Genomic DNA, 24,010 nt, shown 5'->3' on the forward strand with positions numbered 1-24,010 from the left:
GGAGGAGCAAAGCAGGCCGCTGCTTGAGTCGTGCAATCACCCGTGCCTTCCGACAGGGTGTGGACTTCAGGCACATACGCGGGGCCACGGAGGCAGGCATAAAGTCTGCATGAGCGAGCCTTTGACCATTACCGTCATATTGTCGTCTGCTGCCGACTTGCGCGACGCGGGTCACTCGTCGGTATGCTTGCGAACCATGCACCTGGGGGCCACGGAAGCGCCATGAATATCTTTGCTGCCCTGATTCGCCGTCCAGCCGGTACCTCGCTGCTTGCCATTGGCCTGATGCTGGCCGGGATCTGGGCGTACCTGCTGCTGGGCGTTGCCGCACTGCCGTCGCTGGAGTTCCCCGGCGTGGTGGTGTTTGCACAGTTGCCGGGCGCAAATACTCAAACCATGGCCAGCACCGTGATGGCACCGCTGGAGCGTCACCTCGGCCGCATCCCCGGCGTGAAACAGATGGTGGGCAATGCCAGCGAAGGTGGCATGCAGATCCAGGTGCTGTTCAACTTCGGCATCAACACCGACGCGGCGGCGCGCGAGGTGCAGGCGGCGATCAACGACGCCGCGCCGGATCTCCCGGCGTTACCGGCCCCGCCGCAGTACTTCAAGTTCGATACTTCGCAGATTCCCGTGCTGCTGGTCTCGCTGACCTCGACCAGTCTTGCGCCCGACCGGCTGTACGACATCACCGACACGCTGTTGCAACCCGCAGTGGCACGGATTCCCGGGGTGGCGCAGGTGCAGGTGTTCGGCGGTACGCCGCATGCAGTGCGGATCGAGCTGAACAGCAATGCGCTCGCCGCCAAGGGGCTGACCGCGAACGACGTCAGCAATGCGTTGATCGCCGCGAATGTCACTTCACCGCAGGGCACGTTGAGCAACGGTCAAACGCAGATGACAGTCACCGCGAACGATGCATTGCAAGACCCGGCCGAGTTCGCCCGTCTACTGATTGCCGTGAAGAACGGTGCCCCGGTGCGCCTGTCCGACGTAGCCAAGGTTACCGGTGGCGAGCAGGACGAGTACCAGGCTGCCTGGTTCAACGGCAGCCGCACGGTCTCCATGCAGATCAGCAAGCGGCCAGAGGCTAATGCCGTTGCCACGGCGCAGGCGGTTCGCGACAAATTGCCGGAATTGCGCGCCTTGTTGCCGGCGGACGTGCAGGTCACCCCGATCTTCGACCTCACGCTGACCGCCAAGTCCGCCCTGCATGAAGTGGAAGTGGCGTTGCTGTTGAGTATCGCGATGGTGGCGGTGGTGATGCTGGTGTTCCTGCGTCGCTGGCGGCCAATGCTGATCGCCATGCTCAGCGTGCCGCTGTCACTGGCCGGCGCATTCGTGGTGATGTGGACGCTGGGTTTCTCGCTCAATACCTTGTCGCTGATCGCGCTGGTGTTGAGTATCGGTTTTGTGGTGGACGACGCGATCGTGGTGATCGAGAACATCGTGCGCCACATGGAAGAAGGTACGACGGCACTACCTGCTGCACTGATCGGTGTGGACGAGATCGGCTTCACGGTGATTTCGATCACGCTGTCATTGGTTGCCGTCTTCGCGCCCATGCTCTTTGGCAACAACGCGTTTACCGCGCTGATGCGCGAGCTGTCGGTGACGCTGACTGCCGCGGTGGTGATCTCCGCCGTGGTTTCGCTGACCCTTACGCCGGCGTTGTGCGGGCGCTTTCTCACGCTGGAACATCCTGTCGGTGCAGCTGCCGGCGAGCATCAGCAGAATCGCCTTCAGCGCGCGCTGGAACGTTTCGATCGCGGCCTGCTGCAGCGCTATGAACGCGCACTGGACTGGGCCATGCATCATCGCCGGCTCATGCGCTGGCAGCCACCGATCCTGTTGGTGCTGACCGCCGTGCTGGCATTCGCCGTGGCCAAGACCGCTGGCGGCGGCATCATGCCCGAAGAAGACATCGGCATGATGCAGGCGGATATCAGCGCGGAAGCGAACATCTCGCCGACCCTGCTCGCCGAGCGCGCACAACAGGTTGCGCTGGTGATGCAGGCCGACCCGGCCGTGCAGGACGTCACTACCATCCTGGGCAGCAACAGCGGTGTTGGTTCGGTGGGCAACAACGCGACAATGTTCGTCGACCTCAAGCCGTATGGTCGCGGACCGACCGATCGCCACGACCGCGTCAAGAAGGTGATCGAGCGGCTCGACAAGCAATACAAGAAGCTGTCCGACCTCGACATATCGCTGACCCCGCTGCAGTTCTTCGGCGGCGGCAACAGCGGCAAGGCAGGGCAGGGGCAGTACCAATTCCAGCTGAGCAGCAGTGCCGGCACCAGCTTGCAGGAGCCCACCCTCAAGCTGGCGCGCCTGATGCGCGGCATGAAGGACTTTCGCGATATCAGCACCAGTTTCGACAGCATCGGCAAGCAGCAGATGCTGACCGTGGATCGCGAGGCGGCAGGGCGCCTGAAGGTCACCATGGGCATGATCGATACGGCGTTGTACAACGCGTTCGGCCAGGCCCAGGTTTCGATCATCTATTCGGATATCAATCAGTACCGGGTCGTGCTGACCGCGTCCAGCGAGCGCTCACTGAGTCCGCAGACGCTGTTGAACACCTATGTGCGCAACACGAAGGGGCAGATGGTTCCGCTGTCCGCGCTGGCACACATTGCACCCAGTATCGCGCCGGTCGGCATCCGCCACTTCAACCAGCTCGAGTCGTCCACGATCAATTACAACCTGGCCAAAGGCGTGACGCAGCTGCAGGGCCTGAAGCTGGTCGACGAGGCGATTGCCGCCGCGCAACTGCCCGCCGGCATGCAGAAGGACTACACCGGCAATAATCAGCAGCTGGTAGAGGCGGCGACCAATGCCGGCCTGATGCTCGTCGCGGTGATCCTGGTCATGTATATCGTGCTCGGCATCCTCTACGAGAGCCTGATTCATCCGCTGACCATTCTCTCCACGTTGCCCGCCGCCGGCATGGGTGCGTACCTCGCGATGCTGATCACCCAGACCCAGCTCACGATGATGTCGATCATCGCGATCCTGATGCTGATCGGCATCGTCAAGAAGAACGCCATCCTGATGGTCGACTTCGCACTGGTTGCGGAGCGCCAACGCGGGATGTCCGCTCCGGATGCGATCCGTCAGGCGGCGCTGGTGCGCTTCCGCCCGATCACCATGACCACCCTGGTCGCGATGGGCGCCGCGCTACCGCTGGCGGTCGGCTTTGGCGTGGGTGCGGAAACCCGCCAGCCGCTCGGCATCGCGATCTTCGGCGGCCTGCTGGTGTCGCAGCTGCTGACTCTGCTGAGTACCCCGGCGATCTACCTGTGGCAACACGACCGTCGCGAACGCAAGGCCGCGCGCAAGCTGCTGCGCGCCGAGATCAAACGCCAGAAAGCGTTGCAACAGCAGATCCCCGCGCTGCCGAAGTAGCGACTGCTGGCGCGCCACGCTCCCTCCCCTGCTTGCCCCGAAGAAGGGACTCCCTTCGGTCGCAAGGGAGGGCTGGGGAGGGGTTGCTCGCCATGAGGATCGAAAGTGTGCGACCGCCTAACCTGCGCACTCAGCCAGCCGCGGTCTCCGTCTGCGCAGAGCCGATACTGCGCAGCGCCGGACTGGTCATGCAACTGAGTGCGATGACCGTCAGTGTCAGGCCCGCGCCGGTGAACAGTGCGGTCAGCGAGAAGATTCTCAGCAGGCTCCCGGCGATCGCGGCGGACAGCGGGCCCAGCCCCATGAACGTGAACATCAGCACGCTCATGGTGCGGCCCATCATTTCCGGTGCCACGCGGCGCTGGATCCAGCTGACCAGGGCGATCTGCGCAATGCCACCGAGCAGGCCGGTGCAGGCCAGCAGTACGGCGCCACCGAGCGTCGAGTGCACCAGCGCCAGCGCGATCAGCGCCAGTCCGACCAGACTGTCGATGCTCAATATCATCAGGCCAAGTCGGCCATGCACCCGCTTGGTTGCGAAGCCCGAGAGGAAACTGCCGAGCAGCATGCCGACGGCGTTCGCCGTCATCAGGATTCCCAGCGACGCGGCACCCAGATCCAGTCGGGTCTCGGCCAGCACCGGCAATCCGACCTGGATCGGGCCGCCGACAAAGATCGAGACGATCGCCGCGTAGAGGATGAACGCGCGCAGCGGCAGATCGGCCCAGATATTTCGGATACCACTCGCCACGTTCGCCAGCACGCTACCGACAGGTGCCTTCGGGTGGTAGTCGCTATGGATGCGGATCAGCATCAGCGAGCCCAGCGAGAACAGGAAGCTCACCGCATCGATGCCGAACGCGAGTCCAAGTCCGGAGGAGTCGCCAACGCCTTTGTTGTGGCCATCGTGCGCGCCGACAGTAATCAACAGACCGGCGATCACCGGCCCGATGATCATGCTCAGCTGGCGCATGCTCATGATTGCCGCGTTTGCCGGCTGCAGTTGCTGTGGCTGCATCAGCTGCGGCAGGATCGCCGAGCCCGCCGGATACGAGAACGCGGTGGACAGGCCGATCCCCAGCGCGATCACGTAGATCATCCACATCTGGATCGCCCCGGCCAGCACCAGCACGGCCAGCAGGCTGACCAGCAGCGCATTGACCCCACGCCCACCGAGCAACACCCGTCGCGGCGACATCCGGTCCACCACCGCGCCGCCAATCAGCATGAACGCGGCGCGCGGCAATGCCATCGTGGCCAGCACCAGGCCGAGCGCGGCAGGGTCGCCAGTGAGCTTCAGCACCAGCCACGGCAAGGCCACCAGCGTGAACTGGTCGCCGATCGCCGAAATCGTGCTGCCAGCAAACAGCAAACTGAAATTGCGGTTGGCGAATACCGAGTCGCCTGACTTCTTCTGCATCTGTAGTCCCCTCGTGCCACGGCACGAAACCTGTTGCCCCGTTAGGTAAACCCCAAGACCGATGTTGCTATTCGCCATGTCCATCTTCGGCCGAGGTGGGCACGGGCAATCCAGCTCCCCAGCTGATTTTGCAGACCCTAATCCTGATGGTAGGGGACGAACATATGAATGCTCTTCACCCAGATGGCCGGTGGGCTCCACTCCACCGGGGAGTACGGTACATCAAGAACACGAAATCCCGGTCGCGTCAGCGTGCGTCGCATTTCTGATATCGCTGCGTCGCGCTCCGACGACGGTACGCCATTTTTTATGAAGAAGGCCGTGGCGGTCTCCCTCAGGTTCGACAGCAGAAGATCATTCTTGCTTTCGTGAGCATCAGTGGGATTCAGGCTCTCGAATACGGTCTTGGGAAGATCTTCAAAGTAGTAGTGCTTCTTGCACGCCATGTACCCTGAGCAGTCGGCTTCGTAACCGTCCTGTCCAAAAAAGCTGTCCAGCCAGGCATCGTTTCGTTCGACCCTGAAGAGAGTCACGCCGTTACGGCCCGTGATGACCAGGGACCACGTAAACGCAGACGTCATGTTGTGCCCAGTGACGTGGATCGTCAGGTGCTGCTCTGAGCCGTCGCCGGTCAGATCGCCGGCCGCGGTGAAAGTCCGGTCTATCTGGTTAGTGGATACGCGCTTTGGCAAGTCGGTATCGGGTGCCACGCTGCTGACTGCTGGTGTGCTCGTGAGCTTGATCGTAGCGGGGATCGGCGGTTCAATAGCTCTTGGTGCCCCAGCACACGCTGAGAACAGAAAGATCACAGCCGTCAGGTAAAACATTCGACTCATTCGACGCGAAGGGTCTGACTCAGCGATCGATGAAAAAAAGCTATGCGAGTCGTCCTTGGAGAACTTCGGCATACGATCAATTCCTTGAGGCATGGATAGCTTCTCTCTATAGCTTGCTGCATCGCGAGAGCGATAATGAAGTTCACGATGAGCGGATAGCTTCCACTGGTGCGATTCGCGCGGCGCGTAGCGCGGGGGCGAGCGCGGCACCCTGACTTAGCAACAAGAGCATCACCACGCCGACCAGAACGTAGGCTGGCGAGAGTTGCGTCAATTCGAATTTTCCCATCAACCACCGGTTGAATTCGAAGGCAAGCACAATCCCGACGGCAATTCCGGCAGCGCTGATAAGCGCATTTTCGATGAGGAAATAGCGCGCGATGTCGCGGCTGGTCGCGCCGAGTGCACGACGGACACCTATTTGCCGCCGGCGCTGACCCACCCAGAAACTGGAGAGGCCTGCAATACCGGCACCGGTCACTGCCAACAGCATGATGCTGATCACACCCATCAGGATCGCCAAGGTGCGATCGCCTTGATAAGCCGCGGCACGAATCTGCGCGAAACTTTGCACGCCGACATCATCATCGCCTGCGCCATCCGGAATTACCCGCAGTGGATCCTGTGCATACAGGGCTGCCGGCACGCTCTGCATGGCAGCGGCAAGGCGACCGGGTTTGGCGCGCACCACGTAGTAACGGGAGGGGTCGACCAGACGCAGCGGCAGCAAGGTCGAGTTCCACGCCCAGCCATCTGTTGAGCTGTCGACTAGAGACGTCTGCAAATGCTCGACGACGCCAATAATGGTGCTGGGGGCGGTTGCGTTGATGAAATAAACTTGCTTGCCCAGCGCGTCACCGTGCGGAAACAGGCTGTCAGCCAAGTGTTTGGATACGATAATGACGGCTGGCTGAAAAGTCCCCAATTGGCCATGCCCAACAATCTCATCGCTGCGAAAATTGCGTCCCGCCACCAATCGCACACCAAGAATCGCCAAGGCATGCTCATCCGCGTTGTAGAGCCCGGTGGGGACAGCAGGAGGCAGCCCAGGGGCAAAACTGTAGCCGTCTGACCAGAGGTTGTTACTCAGTGGCAATGAGTTGGTTTCATAGGCGTCAGCTACGTCCGGCAGTTGCCGTAGCGCGACGAGATCGGCTCTTATGGATGCATTGAGCGCCGCCTTGCCAGCATCCGTGTCGCTGTCGATGCCGGTACGCGTCGACTCCACCCGAAGCAGATCGGACTCGTCGATTCCCGTGGTGCGGGCCATGTGCTCGAATCGCGCCCGGATAATGAACAAGGCGTTGCACACGATGGCCAGGGTCAGTGCTATCTGCAAGGCGATAAGGATGGTGCCCGCCTTGTGTCGGCGCAACGCGGAAAGGATGGGATGCAGGGACATGCGTGGTTCCTCAATCTTCCTTGAGCTGCAATGAGAGGCGCACAGACATGGCACGCCAGATGGGATACAGCCCCGCCAGTACGGTAGCCACGACGGCCAGCAGCAGGGTTTCCGAAAGCAGCGTTACGTCGATGTGGGCCAACGCGGCGATCGGCTTGGGTAGCGAGCCCTGCATCAATTCAACGCCCAGCCAAGTCAACAACAAACCCAGCGCACCTCCGGCGAGGCCAATCGCGCCTGACTCCACGCCGAATTGGGCAGCTATCGCAAGACGACTTGCACCCAACGCACGGCGCACGCCGATTTCGCCGGATCGGCGAAGAAACTTTGCCAGCAACAAGCCCACGGTATTGACCATGCATACCAGCAACAAGCAGAGGGCCACCACAATCGATACCTTGGTCTCCGATGGAACCACTTGCTTGAAAGCCAGCCATGTGGGCAGATCGCGCAGACGATTGTCGGGTGCCCAGCCGAAGCGACCCAAAACCTGCTGTCCATGTGCATAGCTATCCAGATAGCTGCTGTAGGCATGGACCTGGGTACTTGTATTCAGCTCGACCATATAGCCAATCCAGGCGCAGCTGGAAGCCAACGCGCCGGCAAACCCGGGATCCGGATCTTTGACGCCGCAACTGAACCGGCCGCTCGTAAAGAGTTGCTCGTCGATCGCTGCCGTGAACGGCAGAAACACCTGATCGGCTGTACCAAAGGCGCTGGCATTGGCCAGGTCGTAGAACTTCGGCTCCGGATGCCAGTCGTCCAGCACACCGCTTATCCGATAGCTGTGGCTGTCCAGCCGAATAACCCTTCCCACACTGTTGGTTCCACCAAAGAGACGTTGATTCAGGTTCTTGCCGATCACGACCACTCTGGCGTGCTGCTCGTCGTCTGCTGCCGACCAGCCGTTGCCAAAAAGAAATGGCACATCGAGCATGGAAAAGAATTCCCCGTAGACCGCATGTCCCTGCGCCGACCGTACTTTCTGCGACGAATCATCGGTGTAAACGGTCGGCGCAATCGGATAGAGCGCCGACTGCAGGTATCCACGATGATCTCGCATTAATGCGACGGCATCGATGTATGTCATTCCACCAGGCGGCTCATCATTCAGTCGATGAGCCGGTCCCCACGGATCGATCTGCGGCACGAATAACTTGCTGGACTTCCATGCAATCGGATCGCCTGACATGGCGCGAAATACCGTATACGTCGTCATCGACGATGCGACGCCAAAACCAATCGCCATCACCATCAGCGCGGTAAGCACCGGGTTGCGACGCAGGCTGCGCAGACCCAGCCGTAGGTAGTACTTGAACATGTGGCACCCCTGTTATGCACACGTCTAACCCAGGGGGAGAGTAGCAACAAGCTGAACTTCCCTGTGCAAGGAGACAGCAATGGCTGAATGGAGTGTTCAGCTCTGCCCGTCGGTATAACCACGCTCCCTTCGTCGGAGGTGAACACCCCTCAAGCCTTCGGGCCCATCTGATTCAACGGCAGCTTGAGGTAGGTGATGCCGTTCTCTGCCGGCAATGGCAGACGCCCTCCCTGGATGTTTACCTGCAGCGCCGGAAGGATCAGGCGAGGAGGTGGAAGTGTGGCGTCGCGCGCACGCCGCAATGCAATGAACTCTGCCTCCATCGTGTTGTGACCGACATGCACGTTGCCTTCGCGTTGCGCGGCGATGCTGCATTGCGCAGCCTCGGATCGTCCCGGAGGCGGGTAGTCGTGGCAGAGAAAGAGTCTTGTGTGGGCCGGAAGGGCGAAGATCTTCTGGATCGAGTGGTACAGCCGCGCAGGATCCCCACCGGGAAAATCGCAGCGCGCCGTGCCGGTTTCCGGTGCAAAGACGGTGTCCCCGACAAACGCCGCGTCACCGATCAGATAAGTGAGGCCATCTTGCGTGTGGCCTGGTGTCGCCAGAACCCGCACGCTCATTTCGCCGGCCACCAAGTCATCACCGTCCTGCAACAGCCGATCGAACTGACGGCCATCGGGTACGAAGTCGTCACCCAGATTGAATAGCGACTTGAAGTGCTTCTGGATCTGCACGATCCCCGCGCCTATCGCCATGGGCGCACCCAACGTGCTGCGAAGATAGCTACCGGCGCTCAGGTGGTCGGCATGCGCATGGGTTTCGAGGATCCACGCGGCACGCAGCTTCCGATCCCGGATATAGGCAATCACGGCATCCGCGGATGTTGTACTGGTTCGCGCGGAAGGGGCGTCATAGTCCAGCACGGGATCGATGATCACTGCCGAATCGGCATGATGAACGACATACGTGAAAGTCGAGGAGTCCTGATGGAAGAATGCCTTCACCCGTGGTCGATCGCCATCTGTCGTCGCCTTCGAGGTGTGTCTGTGCACGTTGCGTTACCTCGTCGCATGGGCAAGTTCGCCACTTCGGCAAGTGTATTCCGCAGGCCAGCCGTTCTGCCTAGCCTCCGGCTCAGCGGTTTAGGCCGAGAACAATCATCAATGCTCCATACGAGAAGTAGAACGCTACTGTCAGCCAGTAGGCCGCCGGGCGCTCGTCGCGCTCTATAGTCGTGATACGCCACTGGCTCGATCCGTGGATCGAGCGACTCTGGAGTGCATAGACTGTGTACCCCCAAAAGAACGGCGCAGTAAGAAACAACTCCGACGCCGTCATGGGGCCACGGTGAAAGAAATTCGCAAGGCCATGACGTTCGATCGCAATCGCAACGCAATAGAAGGCCATATACCCAGCCAAGGCGTAGCGCCAAGCCGTATTAGTCATGTCCCAGTCGCCTGATGCTGCAGTTAAGCGGCGGCGAAGCCGTCCGCCCTGATTGAGTAGCCAGGCTTTGTTGTTGACAATTATTTCCGGCTCGGAATGTCCACACCATAAGCGCGCTCGCTGCCTTCGACGACAACAAGGTAACTCAGAAATGTGCCAGGAAAGCCAAATAGGAATGACACAATTCGCCAGCCGGAACTCGAGCTGTTTTGAGCGCGCATACCGGCATAGCTGATATTCGCAAGGATCCAGATTGCTGATACGCCTATCTGACGGGTTGCATCCTGAGCCTGCGATGCCATTTCCTCCGCTTTGACGCTGAACGACGCAACCAAAAGCAAGGCGGATGTCATACTTTTTTTGATGTTCATGGATATCCCCATGCTGTGATGGCTGACTACCTGATGGACGCACCCTGGGTTTCGCAGTCTATCGACCACGGCTAGCGATAGGTACCGTCAATACACCCGTGGGATCAACCGCTTGGTGCGCAGGCAATACTGGCGATACTCCTCTCCAAGTTCGGCTGAGAGCGCCGCGTCTTCCTCGTGGATTCGGTAGAGATAGATGCACGGCGTGATGGTCATCATCGCCACCACACTCAGCCAGTTACCCAACGCAAAACCGAAGCCAAGGAAAGCAATCAGGGCGCCGAGGTAACTCGGATGCCGTACATACCGGTACAACCCGGTTTGTTTCAGTTGATGGTCGCTGCGAACGGCTACGTTCGGGGTGTGGAAGCGACCTAGCTGGATGATCGCGGTTGAGCGCACGGCGATGCCGATCCCCATGACGACCAGGCCTGCGGTCTGCAGCGCAACCCAGTGGATGGTCCCGATCGTGCTGAAGGCCAGGGCGATACTGATCGACCAGGCCAACGGGCCACCGATCATCAGCAACCTCAGGGAGAAGTGATCGCGATTCTCGGCGTTGCCGGTCTTGTGGCGAAAGACGACGATGGCATCGATGAAGATCCACAAAAAGAAAACGGTGATGGCAACGTCGCGCAAGTTCATCACTATGTCCCCCGATTCCCGCGTCAACCCAAAGTCTAGATGAAGCCCAGACCGATGGTGACTCATTCGTCGGATAGATTTCGATCGGCTCCAGATCTCTTCGCCGTCAGTGATCGCAGGTCCCGCCGGGCGGCGTCGAAAGTCTGCAACTTCATTGCCGCTTTTGGCGCCGGCGCGCCAAAACAATGTGGGTCGCCAACAACACGGGCAGCGCGAGACCCGCCGTCCAGTGAGCTACCGCACTGATGCCCCGCCAATGATCATCCGTGAGGTAGTAGAGCAGATAGCCGGTACCCGAGAGCCAGATCAGAAAGGTCACAACGATGACGCCGGAGATCCGCTGCCTTCGCGTACGCCAGCCGGCCACGATGTGGACTCCCCAGGCCAGGCCGAAGCTCCACAACGACGCAAATGCCATGGCCGCGTGCAGCCGCAACCACCAGGATTCCAGCGGGTGCGCCTCGTCGCCAAACGCGCCCTTGCGCATCAATGCATAGTGGAACAGCAGCCAAAGCACTCCGCTGGCCCACAGCGTCCAGCCGATGGCATACACCATGTAGCGACGCCGGCGCGAAAGCCGAAGCGGCGCGCGGTATTGGCCGATCACGTGATGGGGAGGTGGGTGGGGCGTCACACGGAATCGCCGATCTGTGTCCAACCGCCCGTCGCGTCCTGCAGATAAGCCACGGCGTCGAAGTGTCGAAGCAGAGCGTCGCTCTGCATTCCCATGGCCATGACGACCTTGGTCAGCGCGTCGGCGTGCACGCATTGCCTTGCGACCACCGTGACGCTCTGAGTCAGGCCCATGCTGTAGCGGCGCCGGCCATGAACATGTGGCCCCCTGCCTGCTTCGGAAAAAGCCCGGCCACTGCTGGACGCCACCGATGCCTCGGCAAGTTCAAGCACGGGGTAGTGCGATGGGTGTCGCTGACCGGTGGCTATCGCGACGATGTGGGGCCCTTCGCCCAGGGTGCGCAGGTCACCGCCAGCGTTGACGCAGGCATGCTTGATGTCGCGGATACCCAACGCGTCGATGGCTCGATCCACGGCATATCCCTTCGCCAGGCCACCCAGGTCAATCCAGAGCGGGCGTCGCAGACGCACTCCATCCTCGTCATCGATATCGATGTCTTTCCAGTTTGCGCCGCCGACCAGCGCAGCGTTGCCATTGGGAGCAGGGAGCAGCCCCCACGCCACCAACTGCGCTGCGACGGTGATGTCGAACGCGCCATGGGTCTGCTTGCCGAGCAGTGACGCTTCTCGCAGTACCTGGGCGGTTTGCGCATCCACGATGACCCGTTGCCCTGGCGCTGCCGCATGTATCCGCGAAAGATCACTATCGACTTCGTGGAAGCTCATCCGTGCATGGACATGGGTCATCGCGGCGAACGCGGCATCAATTGCGCGGTGGGCATCTGCCTCTTTGGCACACTCGACGCGAACGCTCACCGTCGTGCCAAGCAGCGGACGCGCGCGCTCAATCGTGATGGGCGAGCGCAAGGGCGTGGGTCGCAAGCAGGCGCTTGACGCCGTCAGTGATGTGACGGCTCGACAGCGTGGCACCGGAGATGCTCTCGATGTCGCCACCCAGCTTGAGCGGTGCGTCCCTCGTCTTGCCAGTGAACTGCGCGCGCCATGATTCCTTGCGCACCTGATCGCCGTAGGTTTCGCGGTATTGAAGAATCTCCACCGCTTTCACCGCACCCTGCGCATCGATCGCCAGGGCGAACGGAATGAACTCGTGCTTGCCAACCACCTGGTCGGCGATGAACCAACCGCCGCCGGATACTTTCCACGCCTTGAGCTGGGGATTGAGTACGTTGACGTCGGAGGCTTTCTCGATCGACTTCATCTGTTCGGGCGTCAGTGTCACGAAGTCGGGGGTGAAGGAGGCGCCGGGAAACATCACCGCCTGTGCCTGCTCCACGCTCAGATACACCGTTGCCTGCACGGGTGCACTCATCACCAGGGCACAGGCAGGGATCAACAGGAATCGGGATTTCATGCATGCACCTCAGAAGTACCAACCGGCCTTGATGCGCAGGCGATACTTCTCGAAGTCGTTGTCGTAGATGCGGCGGTCGACGATGGCGCCAGGCACCGTATCGGAATGTTCCGATGCCCATGGGAGCTGTTCGAGAAAAGTTGCGGTAACGAAGAACTTCTTGCCGCCGTAGTGAACAACCGGGCCAAAAAAATAGCCGTCGTTCGATTCCTTGCTGAAGGTATAGCTGTTGTACTCGTGCTCATTGAGCAACTCGAAACCGGCCGACCAGTTGGGCGCGAAGCGATAGGAGGCAGCGACATTCGCATTGACGTCGGTTTCGTAACCCCAGGTCTTTCGTGTGGGGTCATCTTCGACGGTGTCATAGCGCCACTCCGGTGCATACGTGAGGTTGAACGCGGTCACCAGCCGATCGTCCATAAAGTTTTTCTGCAGAATCAGTTTCGCTTCCAGCTCGCGGAACGCGGGGCCGATGGTGGGCTCCACGTAGACGGCAACGCCGAGCGGATTAGAGTAGGGGCTCCACAAACGATAGATGGCCTCGGCAGAGAAGCCGACAAAGCGCGTGGCGTTGTAGTGGTCGTCCGGCCCGGGCTTGTCATAGGAGAGCGGCTCCGGTGGTGTGGTCTCGCCGAAAGGACCGTTGTAATGGGCGCGCGACCAGGCGTAGTTCGCGTAGAACGCCACCTGCAATTTATCGGTCAGGCCGAACTCGAATTCGGTGCGGCCATCGATCTGGTCGAAATAGCCGCCTGCCTTCTGGTGGCGCCAGGTCGCCCATTGCTCCACTTCCTTGGCGCCCTGGGGCAACAGGTCGGTGGTGTACACGTAGCCGAACTGGCTCTCCTCAGCTTTGGCCGGGGGCTGATAGCTCAGGTTGCTGACGCCAAGCGCAAGAACGGCGATCAGGCCGCGCGAGCGGTCGAAAGAAACATGCGACATAAGACTTCCTGTCGGGCGCAGATGGCTGGAACCTACTATGACTGATAGTCATTCGCATATGCAAGTTCTTTCGGCGCGACCGCATCATGTTGCGCGCGACCGAATGCTCGCTGCCCGCGATGAGTGGTGAAGCGAGGTCTTATCGTTACAGCGACACCGGCTTGGCCACGGTGATCGGCTCCACTGGCGTCGCATCGGATGCAAGCATGTGTGCCTTGCGCCAGCCGCCCCAGCGGTAATACGCAACGGTCAGGATCAGCGTCACCAGTGAGCCCAGCGGGAAGCTCCACCACACGGCGTTGGCGCCAATGTGATCTCGCATCAGCAGTGCAAAGGGAAGTCGTACGCCCAGCAGCGCGATGATCAGGATCACCAGCGGTGGTATCACCGCGCCGGTGGAGCGCACCACACCAAACAGCACGAAGCTGAGGCCGAAGAAAATGAATGACCACACCGCGATTGCATTGAGATGCTGCGCGATGGTGATCGCGTCGCCATCATTGGGCAGGAACAGTCCCAGCGCACCGTGGTTGAACAGATAGACGATGGCCACCAGGCTGCCGGTAAGCAACACGTTGTAGCCGAGGCCGACGATGGCGATCCGCGATATACGGTCCCAGCGTTTCGCACCCACGTTTTGCGCGGCCATCGCTGACACCGCCACGCCGATCGCCAGTGACGGCATCTGGATATACGTCCACAACTGCTGCGCGGCGCCGTAGGCGGCGGTGGTCTGCGAACCGTAGGCGTTGACCAGGCTGATCATCACCAACGCGGCGGAGGAGATCACCACCATCTGCAGACCCATCGGCAGCCCCTTCAGCACCAGCGCGCGCAATATGGCGAGATCCGGTTTCAGATAGTGCAGCTCTCCGCGATGCAGGCAGAGAAAGTGTTTGCGCCGGTACATCCAGGCGATCAGTGCCGCCAACGCAATGCTTTGCGCAATCAGGGTGGCGGTGGCCGAGCCGGCGATGCCCAGTTTCGGAAATGGGCCGATGCCAAAGATCAGCAGCGGGTTCAGCGCGATGTCGAGCCCTACCGACAGCAGCATGAACAGGAACGGCGTGCGCGAATCGCCAGCGCCGCGCAGTGTCATCATCAGGAAACTGTAGAAGTACATCGACGGCAGCGCCAGGAAGATGACGCGCATGTACGCAATCGCGAACGGCCGTGCATCGGCCGGCGTGCCCATGGCGGCGAGAATCTGTGGCGTGAAAAGGTAACCGGATACCGCCACCGCCAGCGACAACGCGATGAAGAAGCCGACGCTGGTGCCGACGACGCGTTTTGCCTGATCGATATTCTTCGCGCCGACCGCCTGCCCAACCAGCAGCGTGTTCGCCATGCTGATGCCGAACACCAGCCCCAGCAGGAAGAACAGCACCAGGTTCACGTTCGCGCTCGCCGTCAGCGCTGCTTCGCCGAGATAGTGGCCGATCCACACCATGTTCACCGAGGCATTCAGGGACTGCAGCACGTTGGCGCCGAGTATTGGCAGCGAGAACAGGAGCAGAGTGCGGGCAATCGGGCCTTCGGTCAGCGAAGGTTTGCGGGTAGCGGAAGGTGGCATGCGTCTATCCGGAGGTGCTTGGGAGTGTGCTGAGCAAAACCGCAGAAAGCCGAAGCGAGTGAGATCAGATATGCAGAGTACTTTCCCACGCAGGCATCGCGTCATGCGAGGGCTCGGTCAGCTCCAGCTTGACCCGCGCAATGGCCGCTTGCCCTTTGGCCGGCTTCACTTACTTGCAACATTACTTAGTGAACTATAAAGTACACAAACCCTACGTGTCCCCAACTCGATAGGTTCCCCTATGCGCCCGCCTGCTAAGCCATCTCGCGCCGCCATCGCCGGCGCTCTATGTGGGATCTGCCTCGTATCGGTGTCCTTGCCTGCCGCCGCCGCTCACCTGGAAGTCCAGGTTGGGCGCAGCTACATGGATAGTTTCGCCAGCAACACGGTGTTCATCGAAAGTGTGTTCGACGATCACACCATCGGCACCAGTCGTTTCAGCTGGACGCCGGATGTCTCGTTGGGCTGGATCAACGGTCGCGATCTCGAACATTATCGCTACAGCAATCCCTCCACCACGGACGATGCCTGGATTCTGGCGGGTGGCGTTCGCTTTCACTACGGCGACGCGGACAGCTGGTATCGAAGGCTGTTTTTCAGTTTCCAGCCAGCGTTGCAGAGCGCACGCACGCAGGCGTTGAGCAGCCCCTACGAATTCGTCAGCACGTTGGGCTGGCAGGGGCGACGTTTCAGTTTCCAGATCCGCCACATCTCCAACGGCGACCTGCACATGCCGAACCGTGGCGAAACCATGGCGCTGGTGGGCGTCGGCTTCGATTTGTAAGGTTCGATTTACAACGCTTCCACGGCCGGCCCGATCATGCCGCGCGCACATCCGATCGACTCACTCAATGACCACCCGCAGCGGCACCGGCTTTCGCGACGAATGGCGGCTTTGCCAGCCAGATCACAAACACCAGGGCGAAGAAGACCCAGCCCAGCAAATGGAACACCTCGTTGAACGAGATCTGATAACCCTGCTGGGTGATCATCCCGTCGATGACGCTGCCACCGAGTTGAGGACTTCCCTGGCCGAGCTGGCTCATCGCCGACTGTGTGTTGGGACTGTAGGGGGTGATTTGTTCAGCCAGCCGTGCGTGATGCAGCACCGCGCGACGGTCCCACAACAAGGTGGTGATCGACGCCGCGAAACTGCCGCCCAGCGTACGCAGGAACGTGGCCAGGCCGGAACCGGAGGCGATTTCGTTTTGCTTCAGATCGGAAAGCAGGATCGTCAGGATCGGCATGAAGAACAGCGCCACGCCCAGGCCCTGCAATAGCTGCACCATCGCCACGTGATAGAAATCGATATCCAGATAGAAGCCTGAGCGCAGGAAGCAGGTCGCGCCCATCACAATAAAGGCCGCCGATGCCACGGCGCGCAGGTCCATGCGCGTCGCGTACTTGCCGACGATGAACGTCAGCAGCACTGGAATGACGCCTAGTGGCGCGGTTGCATAACCCGCCCAGGTAGACGTGTAACCGAGATTGCGCTGCAGCCACAATGGCACCAGCAAACCGATCGCGAAGAATGCGGCGTAGGCAAACACCAGCGCCAGCGTGCCAAAAGTGAAATTGCGATGTCGGAAGAGCCTCAGGTCGACAATCGGGTCCTTGTCGGTCAATTCCCAGATCAGGAAGATCGCGATGCTGATCGCCGAGATGATGCTGGTGACGATGATGAAGGTCGAGTTGAACCAGTCCTCATCGTTGCCCTTGTCCAGCACGATCTGCAGCGCGCCGACACCAATGATCAGGGTAACCAGTCCAACGTAATCGATCTTCGGTCGGGTGGTTGTCTCAACCCGGCCCTTCATCTGGTTCGCCACCACCATGCTGGCGAAAATGCCGATCGGCACGTTGATGAAGAAGATCCACGGCCACGAATAATTGTCGGTGATCAGGCCACCGAGGATCGGGCCGGCGATCGGCGCCACCACCGTGACCATCGCCAGCAGTGCCAGCGCCATGCCCCGTTTGGCCGGCGGATAGATGCCGATCAGCATGCTCTGGGTGATCGGATACATCGGGCCAGCCACCGCGCCTTGGATCGCGCGGAACACGATCAGCATGCCCATGCTTTGCGAAATACCGCACAGGAACGAAGTCAGTGCGAACAGCAGGGTAGACCACACAAACAACTTCACCTCACCGAAGCGGCGAGTGAGAAAGCCGGTCAGCGGCAACGAGATTGCCATGCTCACGGCGAACGAGGTGATCACCCAGGTGCTCTGGTCGTTGCTGACGCCGAGGTTGCCGGCGATGGTCGGCAACGACACGTTCGCGATCGTCGTATCCAGCACCTGCATGAACGTGGCCAACGACAGACCGATCGTGGCCAGTACCAGGTTGGGTGGACGGAATTGAACGGTCATGAGTGTCTGTCAGTGAGGGGGTTGTGCTGCTTGATGATCTGCTCCTCCCCCCGTTTGGCAGGGGGAGGTTGGGTGGGGGTCGCCTGAGCTTGCGGAGAAGATCAAGAGCACCCCTCCCCTGCGACCGAAGAGAGTTCCTCCTTCGCGGCGAGCAGGGGAGTGAGTCTTTACTGCTTTTCGCCGGCCATGTTCGCGTGGATGATCTGCGCGATCGCCACGTCGGCCTTGGCCAGTTGCTGCTTGTAGATGTCGGTGCTGAATAGCGGTTCGGTCGGCGGTTGCAGTGCCAGCGTCGGGCCGCTCTGGTCGTGCAGGTTGACGTCCACTTTCAGCGACATACCCAGACGCAATGGGCGCTGGTCGAGCTGCTGCGGATCGGTGAACACCACGCGCACCGGAATGCGCTGCACGATCTTGATCCAGTTGCCGGTGGCGTTCTGTGCCGGCAGCAGCGAGAAGGCACTGCCGGTGCCGACGCCGAGGCTCTCGACCTTGCCCTTGTACTTCACCGAGCTGCCGTAGACGTCGGAATCGATTTCCACCGGCTGGCCGATGCGCATCTTGGCCAGTTGGGTTTCCTTGAAGTTCGCGTCAATCCACACGCCATGCAGCGGCACAACGGCCATCAGCGGCGCGCCCGGTTGCACGCGCTGGCCAACCTGCACCGAGCGCTTGGCCACATAGCCATCCACCGGGGCCACCAGGGTGGCGCGCACGTCGTCGAGGAACGCGGCGCGCAGCTTGGCCGCGGCAACCTGCACGTCGGGATGCGAGGTGACGATGGTGTCGTCGACCAGCACTTTGCTGGTCTGGTATTGCTGCTGGGACGAGATCAGGCCGCTCTCGGCGGCGGTCAGCTCGTCGCTGGCATGCGACAACTCCTCGGCCGAGATCGCGCCGGATTTGGCCAGGTCACGACGACGGTTGAAATCGGCGCGCGCCTTGTCCACCGCGACCTTGCGTGCCGCCACGTCAGCTTGCGCACCGTTGACGCTGCTGTACAGGCCGCGCACCTTGCGCACGGTGTTGGCAAGGTTGGCCTTGGCTTCGGACAGCGCCACGTCGGCGTCGCTGGGGTCGAACTGCACCAGCACCTGGCCGGTGCGCACCCGATCGCCATCATCGGCGCCGATGCTGACCACGGTGCCGGCAATCTGCGGGGTGATCTGCACCACGTTGCCGTTCACGTAGGCGTCGTCAGTACCTTCGTACCAACGGCCTTCGAGGAAATACCACAGCGCCCAGGCGATGATGCCAAGCACCACGATGACGACGAGCACGCGCAACAGCAGCCCGCGGGAGCTCTTCGTGGGCGGCGGGGCGACCGCGTTCTGAGTCGGCATGCTTTGAGTCGGCGTGGCCTGGGGCGACGCGTTCTCGGCCGGGATGGGATTCTGGCTGGACATGGGGCTGCCTCAGGAACGATGAGATGTGGGGGGAGAAAGTTCGGCATCGGCTTGCGGGCGATAGCCGCCGCCGAGCGCCTGAATGAGCTGCACCGAAAGATCGGTTTGCTGTGCGCTCAGCGCCGCCATGCGCTGCTCGGCAACCAGTAACTGCTGGCGCGCGCTCAGCGCTTCAAGAAAACTACCGATACCGGCCTTGTAGCGCAGCTCGGCGAGCTTCCAGGCATCGCTGGCGGCGTTCAGCGCGCGCTGTTCGGCCTCGATTTGCAGCTGGACCGAATTCACCGCGTCGTAGTCGTCGGATACTTCGTTGAGTGCGCCGACCAGGGTCTGGTTGTACTGCGCAACGGCCAGGTCGTACTGCGCATCCGAGCCGTTGAGGTTTGCGCGCAGGCGGCCACCGTCGAAAATCGGCAGGCTGATCGAAGGGCCCACGCTGTAGAAGCGCGCCGGCATCTGCAACGGGTTCACGCCCTTGCCAACGGCAAGAAATCCGGTGAGCGCGCTGAGGCTGATATTCGGCAGAAACTCGGTCTTCGCCGCCTTGATGTTTTTATTCGCCGCTTCGACACGCCAGCGTGCTGCCACCAGATCCGCACGATGACCGAGCAAGTCGACCGGCAGGTTCGCCGGCACCGTCAACAGCGACGGCTGCATCAACTGCGGACGTGCGATATCGAGGCCGCGATCCGGACCTTTGCCGAGCAACATCGACAGTGCGGAACGCGCGGAATCCACCGCACGATCGGCAACGGCGTGCTGCCCTTCGGCGCTGGCCACCTCGGAGTCGGTCTGCTTGAGCTGAAGCTGGTTGTCGATGCCCGCGTCAACGCGCTGATGAGTCAGCGTGCCCACTTCCTGGGCACGCGCCAGCTCGGCTTTTGCAACGTCCTGCTGCGCATAGGCATAGCCCAGTTGCACGTAAGCGCGCGCTACATTGCCGGACAATTCGATGCGCGCGGCGCGCGCCTCGATCTCGACCGCGCGGGCCTGGCCCAGGGAAGCTTCCCAGGCGGCACGCTTGCCACCCCAAAGATCCAGGTCCCATTTGAAGCTGGCATACAGGTAATCGGCCGGCGCGTAATGACCTGCGCCAAAGCTCGGTGGGAACGCGGTGCCCGGCAAACGTGTGGCGTCCACCGCGGCGCCAACGTTCAACGTCGGGCTGCGCGCGGCGTTCGCAATACCGGCTTCCGCCTGCGCCTGGCGCGCACGCGCATCGGCCACGGCGAGGCTCGGATTGTCGCGCAGTGCCTCGGCGATCAATGCACTGAGCTGCGGATCACCCAGGCCGGTCCACCAGTCCGCCTGCGGCCACGCCGCGGGGGAAACCTGCAGCTTCGCCAGGCTGCGCTCCGCCTTGAGCGAGGAGGGATCAATCGGCGTGCCATCGGGATGCAGCCCGCCGCTGCTGGCGCAACCGGCCAGCGCGAGAGTCAGTGCAGTAGCTGCCGCAAGAAGATGCAGGCGCATGGGGGGAATCCAGAAGAGTGAGAGGTCAGTTCTTGTCGCGGAGCGCGAGCAAAACGCGCTCCAGGTAGTCGTGCAGTTGCGCACTTTCGGTCTTGTCCAGTGAACGCTGCGCAGCGGCCATGACGCGATCGCTGCAGACGAGGGCGGTGTCCTGCCACAGCGTACGGCCGGCGTCTGTCAGTTCGATGCGCAACGCGCGACGATCCTGCGCATGCGGGCTGCGACGCAGATAACCCTTGCGCTCCAGCTGATCGAGCTGACGGGTCATCGCACCGCCATCCAGTTCCACCGAGCGTGCCAGTTCGGTAGCCGATACGGGCCCCAGCTGCTGCGCCTTCTTGAGGATCAGGTACTGGGTAAAACTGAGGTCCACGTTCTGACTGGCGAACTCTGCCTCGAGCGCACGCACCAGTTCGACACGCACCATCGCCAGCAACATGCTCAGGCTGGCATTGGAGGCCGGGGGCGTGCCGGCAGGGGTTTCGAGTGGGGAAGGCTTCGGTGTCATCCCGGCATTTTATTGCCGGAAATATATTTGTCAAGGCAAATATGTGTCAGTTTATCTTTGTTTAAGCAAGGTGACTGACGCCTTGGTGTCGGCGGCCTCTAGCCTCATTGCGGGTGGGTGCGTGATCCGCTGTGCCCGTCATTCCTGCCTTCGCAGGAATGACGGGCACAGGAAAGACGGGCGGAGGAATGAGGAGCTGAGCAAAAAGTCAGCCGGGTGCCCCGCGGGGCGACCTCCGGATTCCCGTGCGCCCAGCCTGCCATCAGCAACATCGGCCACCGGTGCCCTTGTACCTTGCGATCTGGCGCTCCCTGAAGAACTCCGGATAGCTCGGCACCTTGCGCTCGGGATGGTGCTCGCGCAAATGCTTCACGTAGACGTCGTAGTCGGGGACGCCGCAGCACAGGCGGGCGGTTTGTACCGCCCATTTTCGAAAGGCATGCCAGCGTGCTTTCATCATCATCGTCGCTCAGCCTGCCACGCTGGCCAGCGCGACGTAGGGTTCTTCGTGGGCCGTCGGATGGTTGGTCCGCCAGGCCTGAACCAGGGCGCGCAGAGAGAAGGCAAACATCGTCAGGATGAGCAGTACGAAGATGGCGGTGAGCGCCATGTCGACATAATTGTTGGTAACGATCCGCTGCATTTCCTCGGCAGTCTTGGCAGGAGCCAGCAACTGGCCACTTTGCAGCGAGGCTGCATATTTCTGCGCGGCGGCGGTGAAACTGATTGGGCCGACGAGCTTTTCACAACCGGCGGTGACCGTGCACACGATCAGCCAGATGGCAGGAATGCCGGCTACCCACACGTAACGTTCGCGCTTCAGTTTCACGATCACCACGGTCGCCAGCATCAGCGCGATTGCGGCAAGCATCTGGTTGGCGATACCGAACAACGGCCATAGCGTGTTGATGCCACCCAGTGGATCGACCGCACCCTGATACAGAAAATAACCCCACAGACCCACGCAGATTGCGGTGGCCAGCAGGTTGCCAGTCCACGATTCGGTTTCCTGCAGCGGCTTGTGAATCAGCCCGGCGATCTCCTGGATCATGAAGCGACCCACTCGCGTACCGGCATCGACCGTGGTGAGGATGAACAAGGCCTCGAACAGGATGGCGTAGTGGTACCAGAACGCCGTCATCCCCGTGCCGGGGATCACGCTGTGCAGCAACTGGGCCATGCCCACCGCCAGCGTCGGTGCGCCGCCGGCGCGACTGAGGATGCTGTGCTCGCCGATGTTATTTGCGGTCTGCAGCAGTTCGGCGGGCGTTACCACGAAGCCCCACTGGCTGATGGTGGTTGCCGCCTGCTCCACGGTCGTGCCGATCAGCGCGCTGGGCGAGTTCATCGCGAAGTACACACCCGGATGCAGCGACGCGGCCGCAAGCAAGGCCATGATCGCGACGAACGCCTCCATCAGCATGCCGCCGTAGCCCACCAGCCGCGCCTGCCCTTCATTGGCGAGCAGCTTGGGCGTGGTGCCCGAGGCGATGATCGAATGCCAGCCCGACACCGCGCCGCACGCGATGGTGATGAACAGGAACGGGAAAAGATTGCCCTGGAACACCGGTCCGGTGCCGTCGATGAATTTCGTCACAGCCGGCATCTGCAGGGTCGGCGCGACGAGGAAGATCGCCAGCGCGAGCAGTGCGATGGTGCCGATCTTGAGGAAAGTGGACAGGTAGTCGCGCGGCGCCAGCAGCAGCCACACCGGCAGCACCGACGCGCAAAAACCATAAGCGATCAGCAGCCACGCCAGCGCCTTCGCGTCGAAATCGAAGATCGGTGCCAGCACCGGCGAGGCGGCGACGTGGGCGCCGTAACCGATCGAGGCAAGCAGCAACACCAGGCCGATCAAGGACACCTCAAGGATGCGTCCTGGCCGAAGCCAGCGCAGGTACACGCCCATCATCAGCGCAATCGGAATCGTGCAGGCTACCGTGAAGGTGCCCCAAGGACTGTGCGTCAGCGCCTTCACTACTACCAGCGCCAGCACGGCCAGCACGATCATCATCAGTACCAGCACGCCGAACATCGCGATCACACCAGGAACCGGGCCAAGTTCCTCGCGCAGCATGTGGCCGAGCGAGCGTCCGTCGCGACGCAACGAAAGGGCAAGGATCATGAAGTCCTGTACCGCGCCGGCGAAGACCACGCCAAACAGGATCCACAGGGTTCCGGGCAAGTACCCCATCTGGGCGGCCAGCACCGGGCCCACCAGCGGGCCGGCCCCCGCGATCGCCGCGAAATGATGGCCGAAGACCACCCAACGATCGGTCGGCACGTAATCGAGGCCGTCATTGCGCAACACCGACGGTGGTGCGCGACTGGGATCCATCTGCAACACGCTGTGCTCGATGAATTTGCCGTAGAAGCGATAGCCGATGGCGAAGATCGCGATCGCTGCGGCCACCACCCAGATCGCATTGATGGGTTCGCCGCGACGCAGCGCTACCACGCCGAGGCAGCACGCGCCGACGATCGCTATCGCTACCCAGAGAATTCTGGCTGCCGGACTGGTCTTGATGGCTACGCTGTGCATGGCGGGTCTCCGGGCAGGTGCTGGCAAGAGTCGCGCCAGCGCGCCCCGGGGTCAATGTGGCAAGGCCTAGCCATTGGTCGAATAACCGAAGGCTCATGCCGATACTGAGCGTAGTCACTGCACGCAGCATCACTTGGGCGTGTGGATCGTGATTGGCCCCAGCTTCGCGAATGAGGATCCTGCCGCCGGTTCGCCATGATTGTCCGGCAACTTTCTCGCCATCGTTCGGGGGCTCTGCTACTTTCCCTCACACCAGCGTCCGCGGACGCGTCGTCGCAAGCTGCCGGCGGCAATCTCGCACTTCAGGCAGCGCCCGAGGGGCAGGGATCAGACC

General features: G+C 61.4%; 21 protein-coding genes. 2 read left to right on the forward strand and 19 right to left on the reverse strand.

What is annotated here, in order from left to right; genetic code table 11:
- Nucleotides 1-222 precede the first annotated feature (222 nt).
- The gene (locus tag HDE77_RS11585) at nt 223-3,411 is read left to right on the forward strand and encodes an efflux RND transporter permease subunit (RefSeq protein WP_184417496.1); all 3,189 of its coding nucleotides are present in this window, start codon (nt 223-225) and stop codon (nt 3,409-3,411) included.
- Nucleotides 3,412-3,541: 130 nt separating this feature from the next.
- On the opposite strand, the gene HDE77_RS11590 is transcribed toward HDE77_RS11585, so the two are convergent.
- From HDE77_RS11590 to HDE77_RS11650, 13 genes are all read right to left on the reverse strand, one after another.
- On the reverse strand, nt 3,542-4,831 hold the full coding sequence (locus HDE77_RS11590) for an MFS transporter (protein WP_184417497.1): 1,290 nt from the start codon (nt 4,829-4,831) through the stop codon (nt 3,542-3,544).
- 137 nt (nt 4,832-4,968) lie between these two features.
- Nucleotides 4,969-5,739, reverse strand: coding sequence for a hypothetical protein (locus HDE77_RS11595; protein WP_184417498.1), 771 nt, complete (start codon nt 5,737-5,739; stop codon nt 4,969-4,971).
- Nucleotides 5,740-5,809: 70 nt separating this feature from the next.
- Nucleotides 5,810-7,069 (reverse strand): FtsX-like permease family protein, encoded by a 1,260-nt coding sequence (locus tag HDE77_RS11600; RefSeq protein ID WP_184417499.1) that lies wholly within the window; start codon nt 7,067-7,069, stop codon nt 5,810-5,812.
- 10 nt (nt 7,070-7,079) lie between these two features.
- Nucleotides 7,080-8,390 carry an ABC transporter permease gene (locus tag HDE77_RS11605; RefSeq protein ID WP_184417500.1) on the reverse strand — a complete coding sequence of 437 codons (1,311 nt, stop codon included), beginning with the start codon at nt 8,388-8,390 and terminating at the stop codon, nt 7,080-7,082.
- A 149-nt stretch (nt 8,391-8,539) separates the two neighbouring features.
- Nucleotides 8,540-9,442 carry an MBL fold metallo-hydrolase gene (locus HDE77_RS11610; protein WP_184417501.1) on the reverse strand — a complete coding sequence of 301 codons (903 nt, stop codon included), beginning with the start codon at nt 9,440-9,442 and terminating at the stop codon, nt 8,540-8,542.
- 82 nt (nt 9,443-9,524) lie between these two features.
- Nucleotides 9,525-9,836 carry a hypothetical protein gene (locus HDE77_RS11615; protein ID WP_184417502.1) on the reverse strand — a complete coding sequence of 104 codons (312 nt, stop codon included), beginning with the start codon at nt 9,834-9,836 and terminating at the stop codon, nt 9,525-9,527.
- 80 nt (nt 9,837-9,916) lie between these two features.
- Complete coding sequence (locus tag HDE77_RS11620) at nt 9,917-10,207, reverse strand: hypothetical protein (protein ID WP_184417503.1); 291 nt, start codon at nt 10,205-10,207, stop codon at nt 9,917-9,919.
- An 87-nt stretch (nt 10,208-10,294) separates the two neighbouring features.
- Nucleotides 10,295-10,852 (reverse strand): isoprenylcysteine carboxylmethyltransferase family protein, encoded by a 558-nt coding sequence (locus HDE77_RS11625; RefSeq protein ID WP_184417504.1) that lies wholly within the window; start codon nt 10,850-10,852, stop codon nt 10,295-10,297.
- A gap of 151 nt (nt 10,853-11,003) precedes the next feature.
- Complete coding sequence (locus tag HDE77_RS11630; RefSeq protein WP_184417505.1) at nt 11,004-11,408, reverse strand: hypothetical protein; 405 nt, start codon at nt 11,406-11,408, stop codon at nt 11,004-11,006.
- Nucleotides 11,409-11,482: 74 nt separating this feature from the next.
- Nucleotides 11,483-12,301, reverse strand: a complete 819-nt coding sequence (locus tag HDE77_RS11635) for an FAD:protein FMN transferase (protein ID WP_184417506.1) — start codon at nt 12,299-12,301, stop codon at nt 11,483-11,485.
- A gap of 28 nt (nt 12,302-12,329) precedes the next feature.
- Complete coding sequence (locus HDE77_RS11640; protein ID WP_184417507.1) at nt 12,330-12,857, reverse strand: FMN-binding protein; 528 nt, start codon at nt 12,855-12,857, stop codon at nt 12,330-12,332.
- 9 nt (nt 12,858-12,866) lie between these two features.
- Entirely contained in the window at nt 12,867-13,799 is a 933-nt protein-coding gene (locus HDE77_RS11645) for a DUF6662 family protein (RefSeq protein ID WP_221444250.1), read from the reverse strand.
- A gap of 145 nt (nt 13,800-13,944) precedes the next feature.
- Nucleotides 13,945-15,372: an MATE family efflux transporter gene (locus HDE77_RS11650; RefSeq protein WP_184417508.1), complete on the reverse strand. Its 1,428-nt coding sequence runs from the start codon at nt 15,370-15,372 to the stop codon at nt 13,945-13,947.
- A gap of 364 nt (nt 15,373-15,736) precedes the next feature.
- Between HDE77_RS11650 and HDE77_RS11655 the strand changes: the two genes are divergently transcribed.
- Nucleotides 15,737-16,156 (forward strand): acyloxyacyl hydrolase, encoded by a 420-nt coding sequence (locus HDE77_RS11655; protein ID WP_184417509.1) that lies wholly within the window; start codon nt 15,737-15,739, stop codon nt 16,154-16,156.
- Nucleotides 16,157-16,220: 64 nt separating this feature from the next.
- On the opposite strand, the gene HDE77_RS11660 is transcribed toward HDE77_RS11655, so the two are convergent.
- From HDE77_RS11660 to HDE77_RS11685, 6 genes are all read right to left on the reverse strand, one after another.
- Complete coding sequence (locus HDE77_RS11660) at nt 16,221-17,747, reverse strand: DHA2 family efflux MFS transporter permease subunit (protein ID WP_184417510.1); 1,527 nt, start codon at nt 17,745-17,747, stop codon at nt 16,221-16,223.
- A 167-nt stretch (nt 17,748-17,914) separates the two neighbouring features.
- A complete protein-coding gene (locus HDE77_RS11665) occupies nt 17,915-19,090 on the reverse strand; it encodes an efflux RND transporter periplasmic adaptor subunit (RefSeq protein WP_221444257.1) in 1,176 nt (391 codons plus the stop codon).
- Between the two features lie 72 nt (nt 19,091-19,162).
- Nucleotides 19,163-20,626: an efflux transporter outer membrane subunit gene (locus HDE77_RS11670; RefSeq protein WP_184417512.1), complete on the reverse strand. Its 1,464-nt coding sequence runs from the start codon at nt 20,624-20,626 to the stop codon at nt 19,163-19,165.
- Between the two features lie 25 nt (nt 20,627-20,651).
- Nucleotides 20,652-21,134 carry a MarR family transcriptional regulator gene (locus HDE77_RS11675; RefSeq protein ID WP_343206102.1) on the reverse strand — a complete coding sequence of 161 codons (483 nt, stop codon included), beginning with the start codon at nt 21,132-21,134 and terminating at the stop codon, nt 20,652-20,654.
- Nucleotides 21,135-21,396: 262 nt separating this feature from the next.
- Nucleotides 21,397-21,591, reverse strand: a complete 195-nt coding sequence (locus tag HDE77_RS11680; RefSeq protein ID WP_184417602.1) for a YbdD/YjiX family protein — start codon at nt 21,589-21,591, stop codon at nt 21,397-21,399.
- A gap of 12 nt (nt 21,592-21,603) precedes the next feature.
- Nucleotides 21,604-23,676, reverse strand: coding sequence for a carbon starvation CstA family protein (locus HDE77_RS11685; protein WP_221444251.1), 2,073 nt, complete (start codon nt 23,674-23,676; stop codon nt 21,604-21,606).
- Nucleotides 23,677-24,010: the final 334 nt, after the last annotated feature.

Origin of the sequence: Rhodanobacter sp. MP7CTX1 (genome assembly GCF_014205795.1) — a bacterium.
Classification (GTDB): Bacteria; Pseudomonadota; Gammaproteobacteria; order Xanthomonadales; family Rhodanobacteraceae; genus Rhodanobacter.

Coding starts and splice junctions, on each gene's coding strand:
- HDE77_RS11585 (WP_184417496.1), top strand. CDS start 223: ATGAATATCTTTGCTGCCCTGATTCGCCGTCCAGCCGGTACCTCGCTG.
- HDE77_RS11590 (WP_184417497.1), bottom strand. CDS start 4,831: ATGCAGAAGAAGTCAGGCGACTCGGTATTCGCCAACCGCAATTTCAGT.
- HDE77_RS11595 (WP_184417498.1), bottom strand. CDS start 5,739: ATGCCGAAGTTCTCCAAGGACGACTCGCATAGCTTTTTTTCATCGATC.
- HDE77_RS11600 (WP_184417499.1), bottom strand. CDS start 7,069: ATGTCCCTGCATCCCATCCTTTCCGCGTTGCGCCGACACAAGGCGGGC.
- HDE77_RS11605 (WP_184417500.1), bottom strand. CDS start 8,390: ATGTTCAAGTACTACCTACGGCTGGGTCTGCGCAGCCTGCGTCGCAAC.
- HDE77_RS11615 (WP_184417502.1), bottom strand. CDS start 9,836: ATGACTAATACGGCTTGGCGCTACGCCTTGGCTGGGTATATGGCCTTC.
- HDE77_RS11620 (WP_184417503.1), bottom strand. CDS start 10,207: ATGAACATCAAAAAAAGTATGACATCCGCCTTGCTTTTGGTTGCGTCG.
- HDE77_RS11625 (WP_184417504.1), bottom strand. CDS start 10,852: ATGAACTTGCGCGACGTTGCCATCACCGTTTTCTTTTTGTGGATCTTC.
- HDE77_RS11630 (WP_184417505.1), bottom strand. CDS start 11,408: ATGGTGTATGCCATCGGCTGGACGCTGTGGGCCAGCGGAGTGCTTTGG.
- HDE77_RS11640 (WP_184417507.1), bottom strand. CDS start 12,857: ATGAAATCCCGATTCCTGTTGATCCCTGCCTGTGCCCTGGTGATGAGT.
- HDE77_RS11645 (WP_221444250.1), bottom strand. CDS start 13,799: ATGTCGCATGTTTCTTTCGACCGCTCGCGCGGCCTGATCGCCGTTCTT.
- HDE77_RS11650 (WP_184417508.1), bottom strand. CDS start 15,372: ATGCCACCTTCCGCTACCCGCAAACCTTCGCTGACCGAAGGCCCGATT.
- HDE77_RS11655 (WP_184417509.1), top strand. CDS start 15,737: ATGGATAGTTTCGCCAGCAACACGGTGTTCATCGAAAGTGTGTTCGAC.
- HDE77_RS11660 (WP_184417510.1), bottom strand. CDS start 17,747: ATGACCGTTCAATTCCGTCCACCCAACCTGGTACTGGCCACGATCGGT.
- HDE77_RS11665 (WP_221444257.1), bottom strand. CDS start 19,090: ATGCCGACTCAGAACGCGGTCGCCCCGCCGCCCACGAAGAGCTCCCGC.
- HDE77_RS11670 (WP_184417512.1), bottom strand. CDS start 20,626: ATGCGCCTGCATCTTCTTGCGGCAGCTACTGCACTGACTCTCGCGCTG.
- HDE77_RS11675 (WP_343206102.1), bottom strand. CDS start 21,134: ATGACACCGAAGCCTTCCCCACTCGAAACCCCTGCCGGCACGCCCCCG.
- HDE77_RS11680 (WP_184417602.1), bottom strand. CDS start 21,591: ATGAAAGCACGCTGGCATGCCTTTCGAAAATGGGCGGTACAAACCGCC.
- HDE77_RS11685 (WP_221444251.1), bottom strand. CDS start 23,676: ATGCACAGCGTAGCCATCAAGACCAGTCCGGCAGCCAGAATTCTCTGG.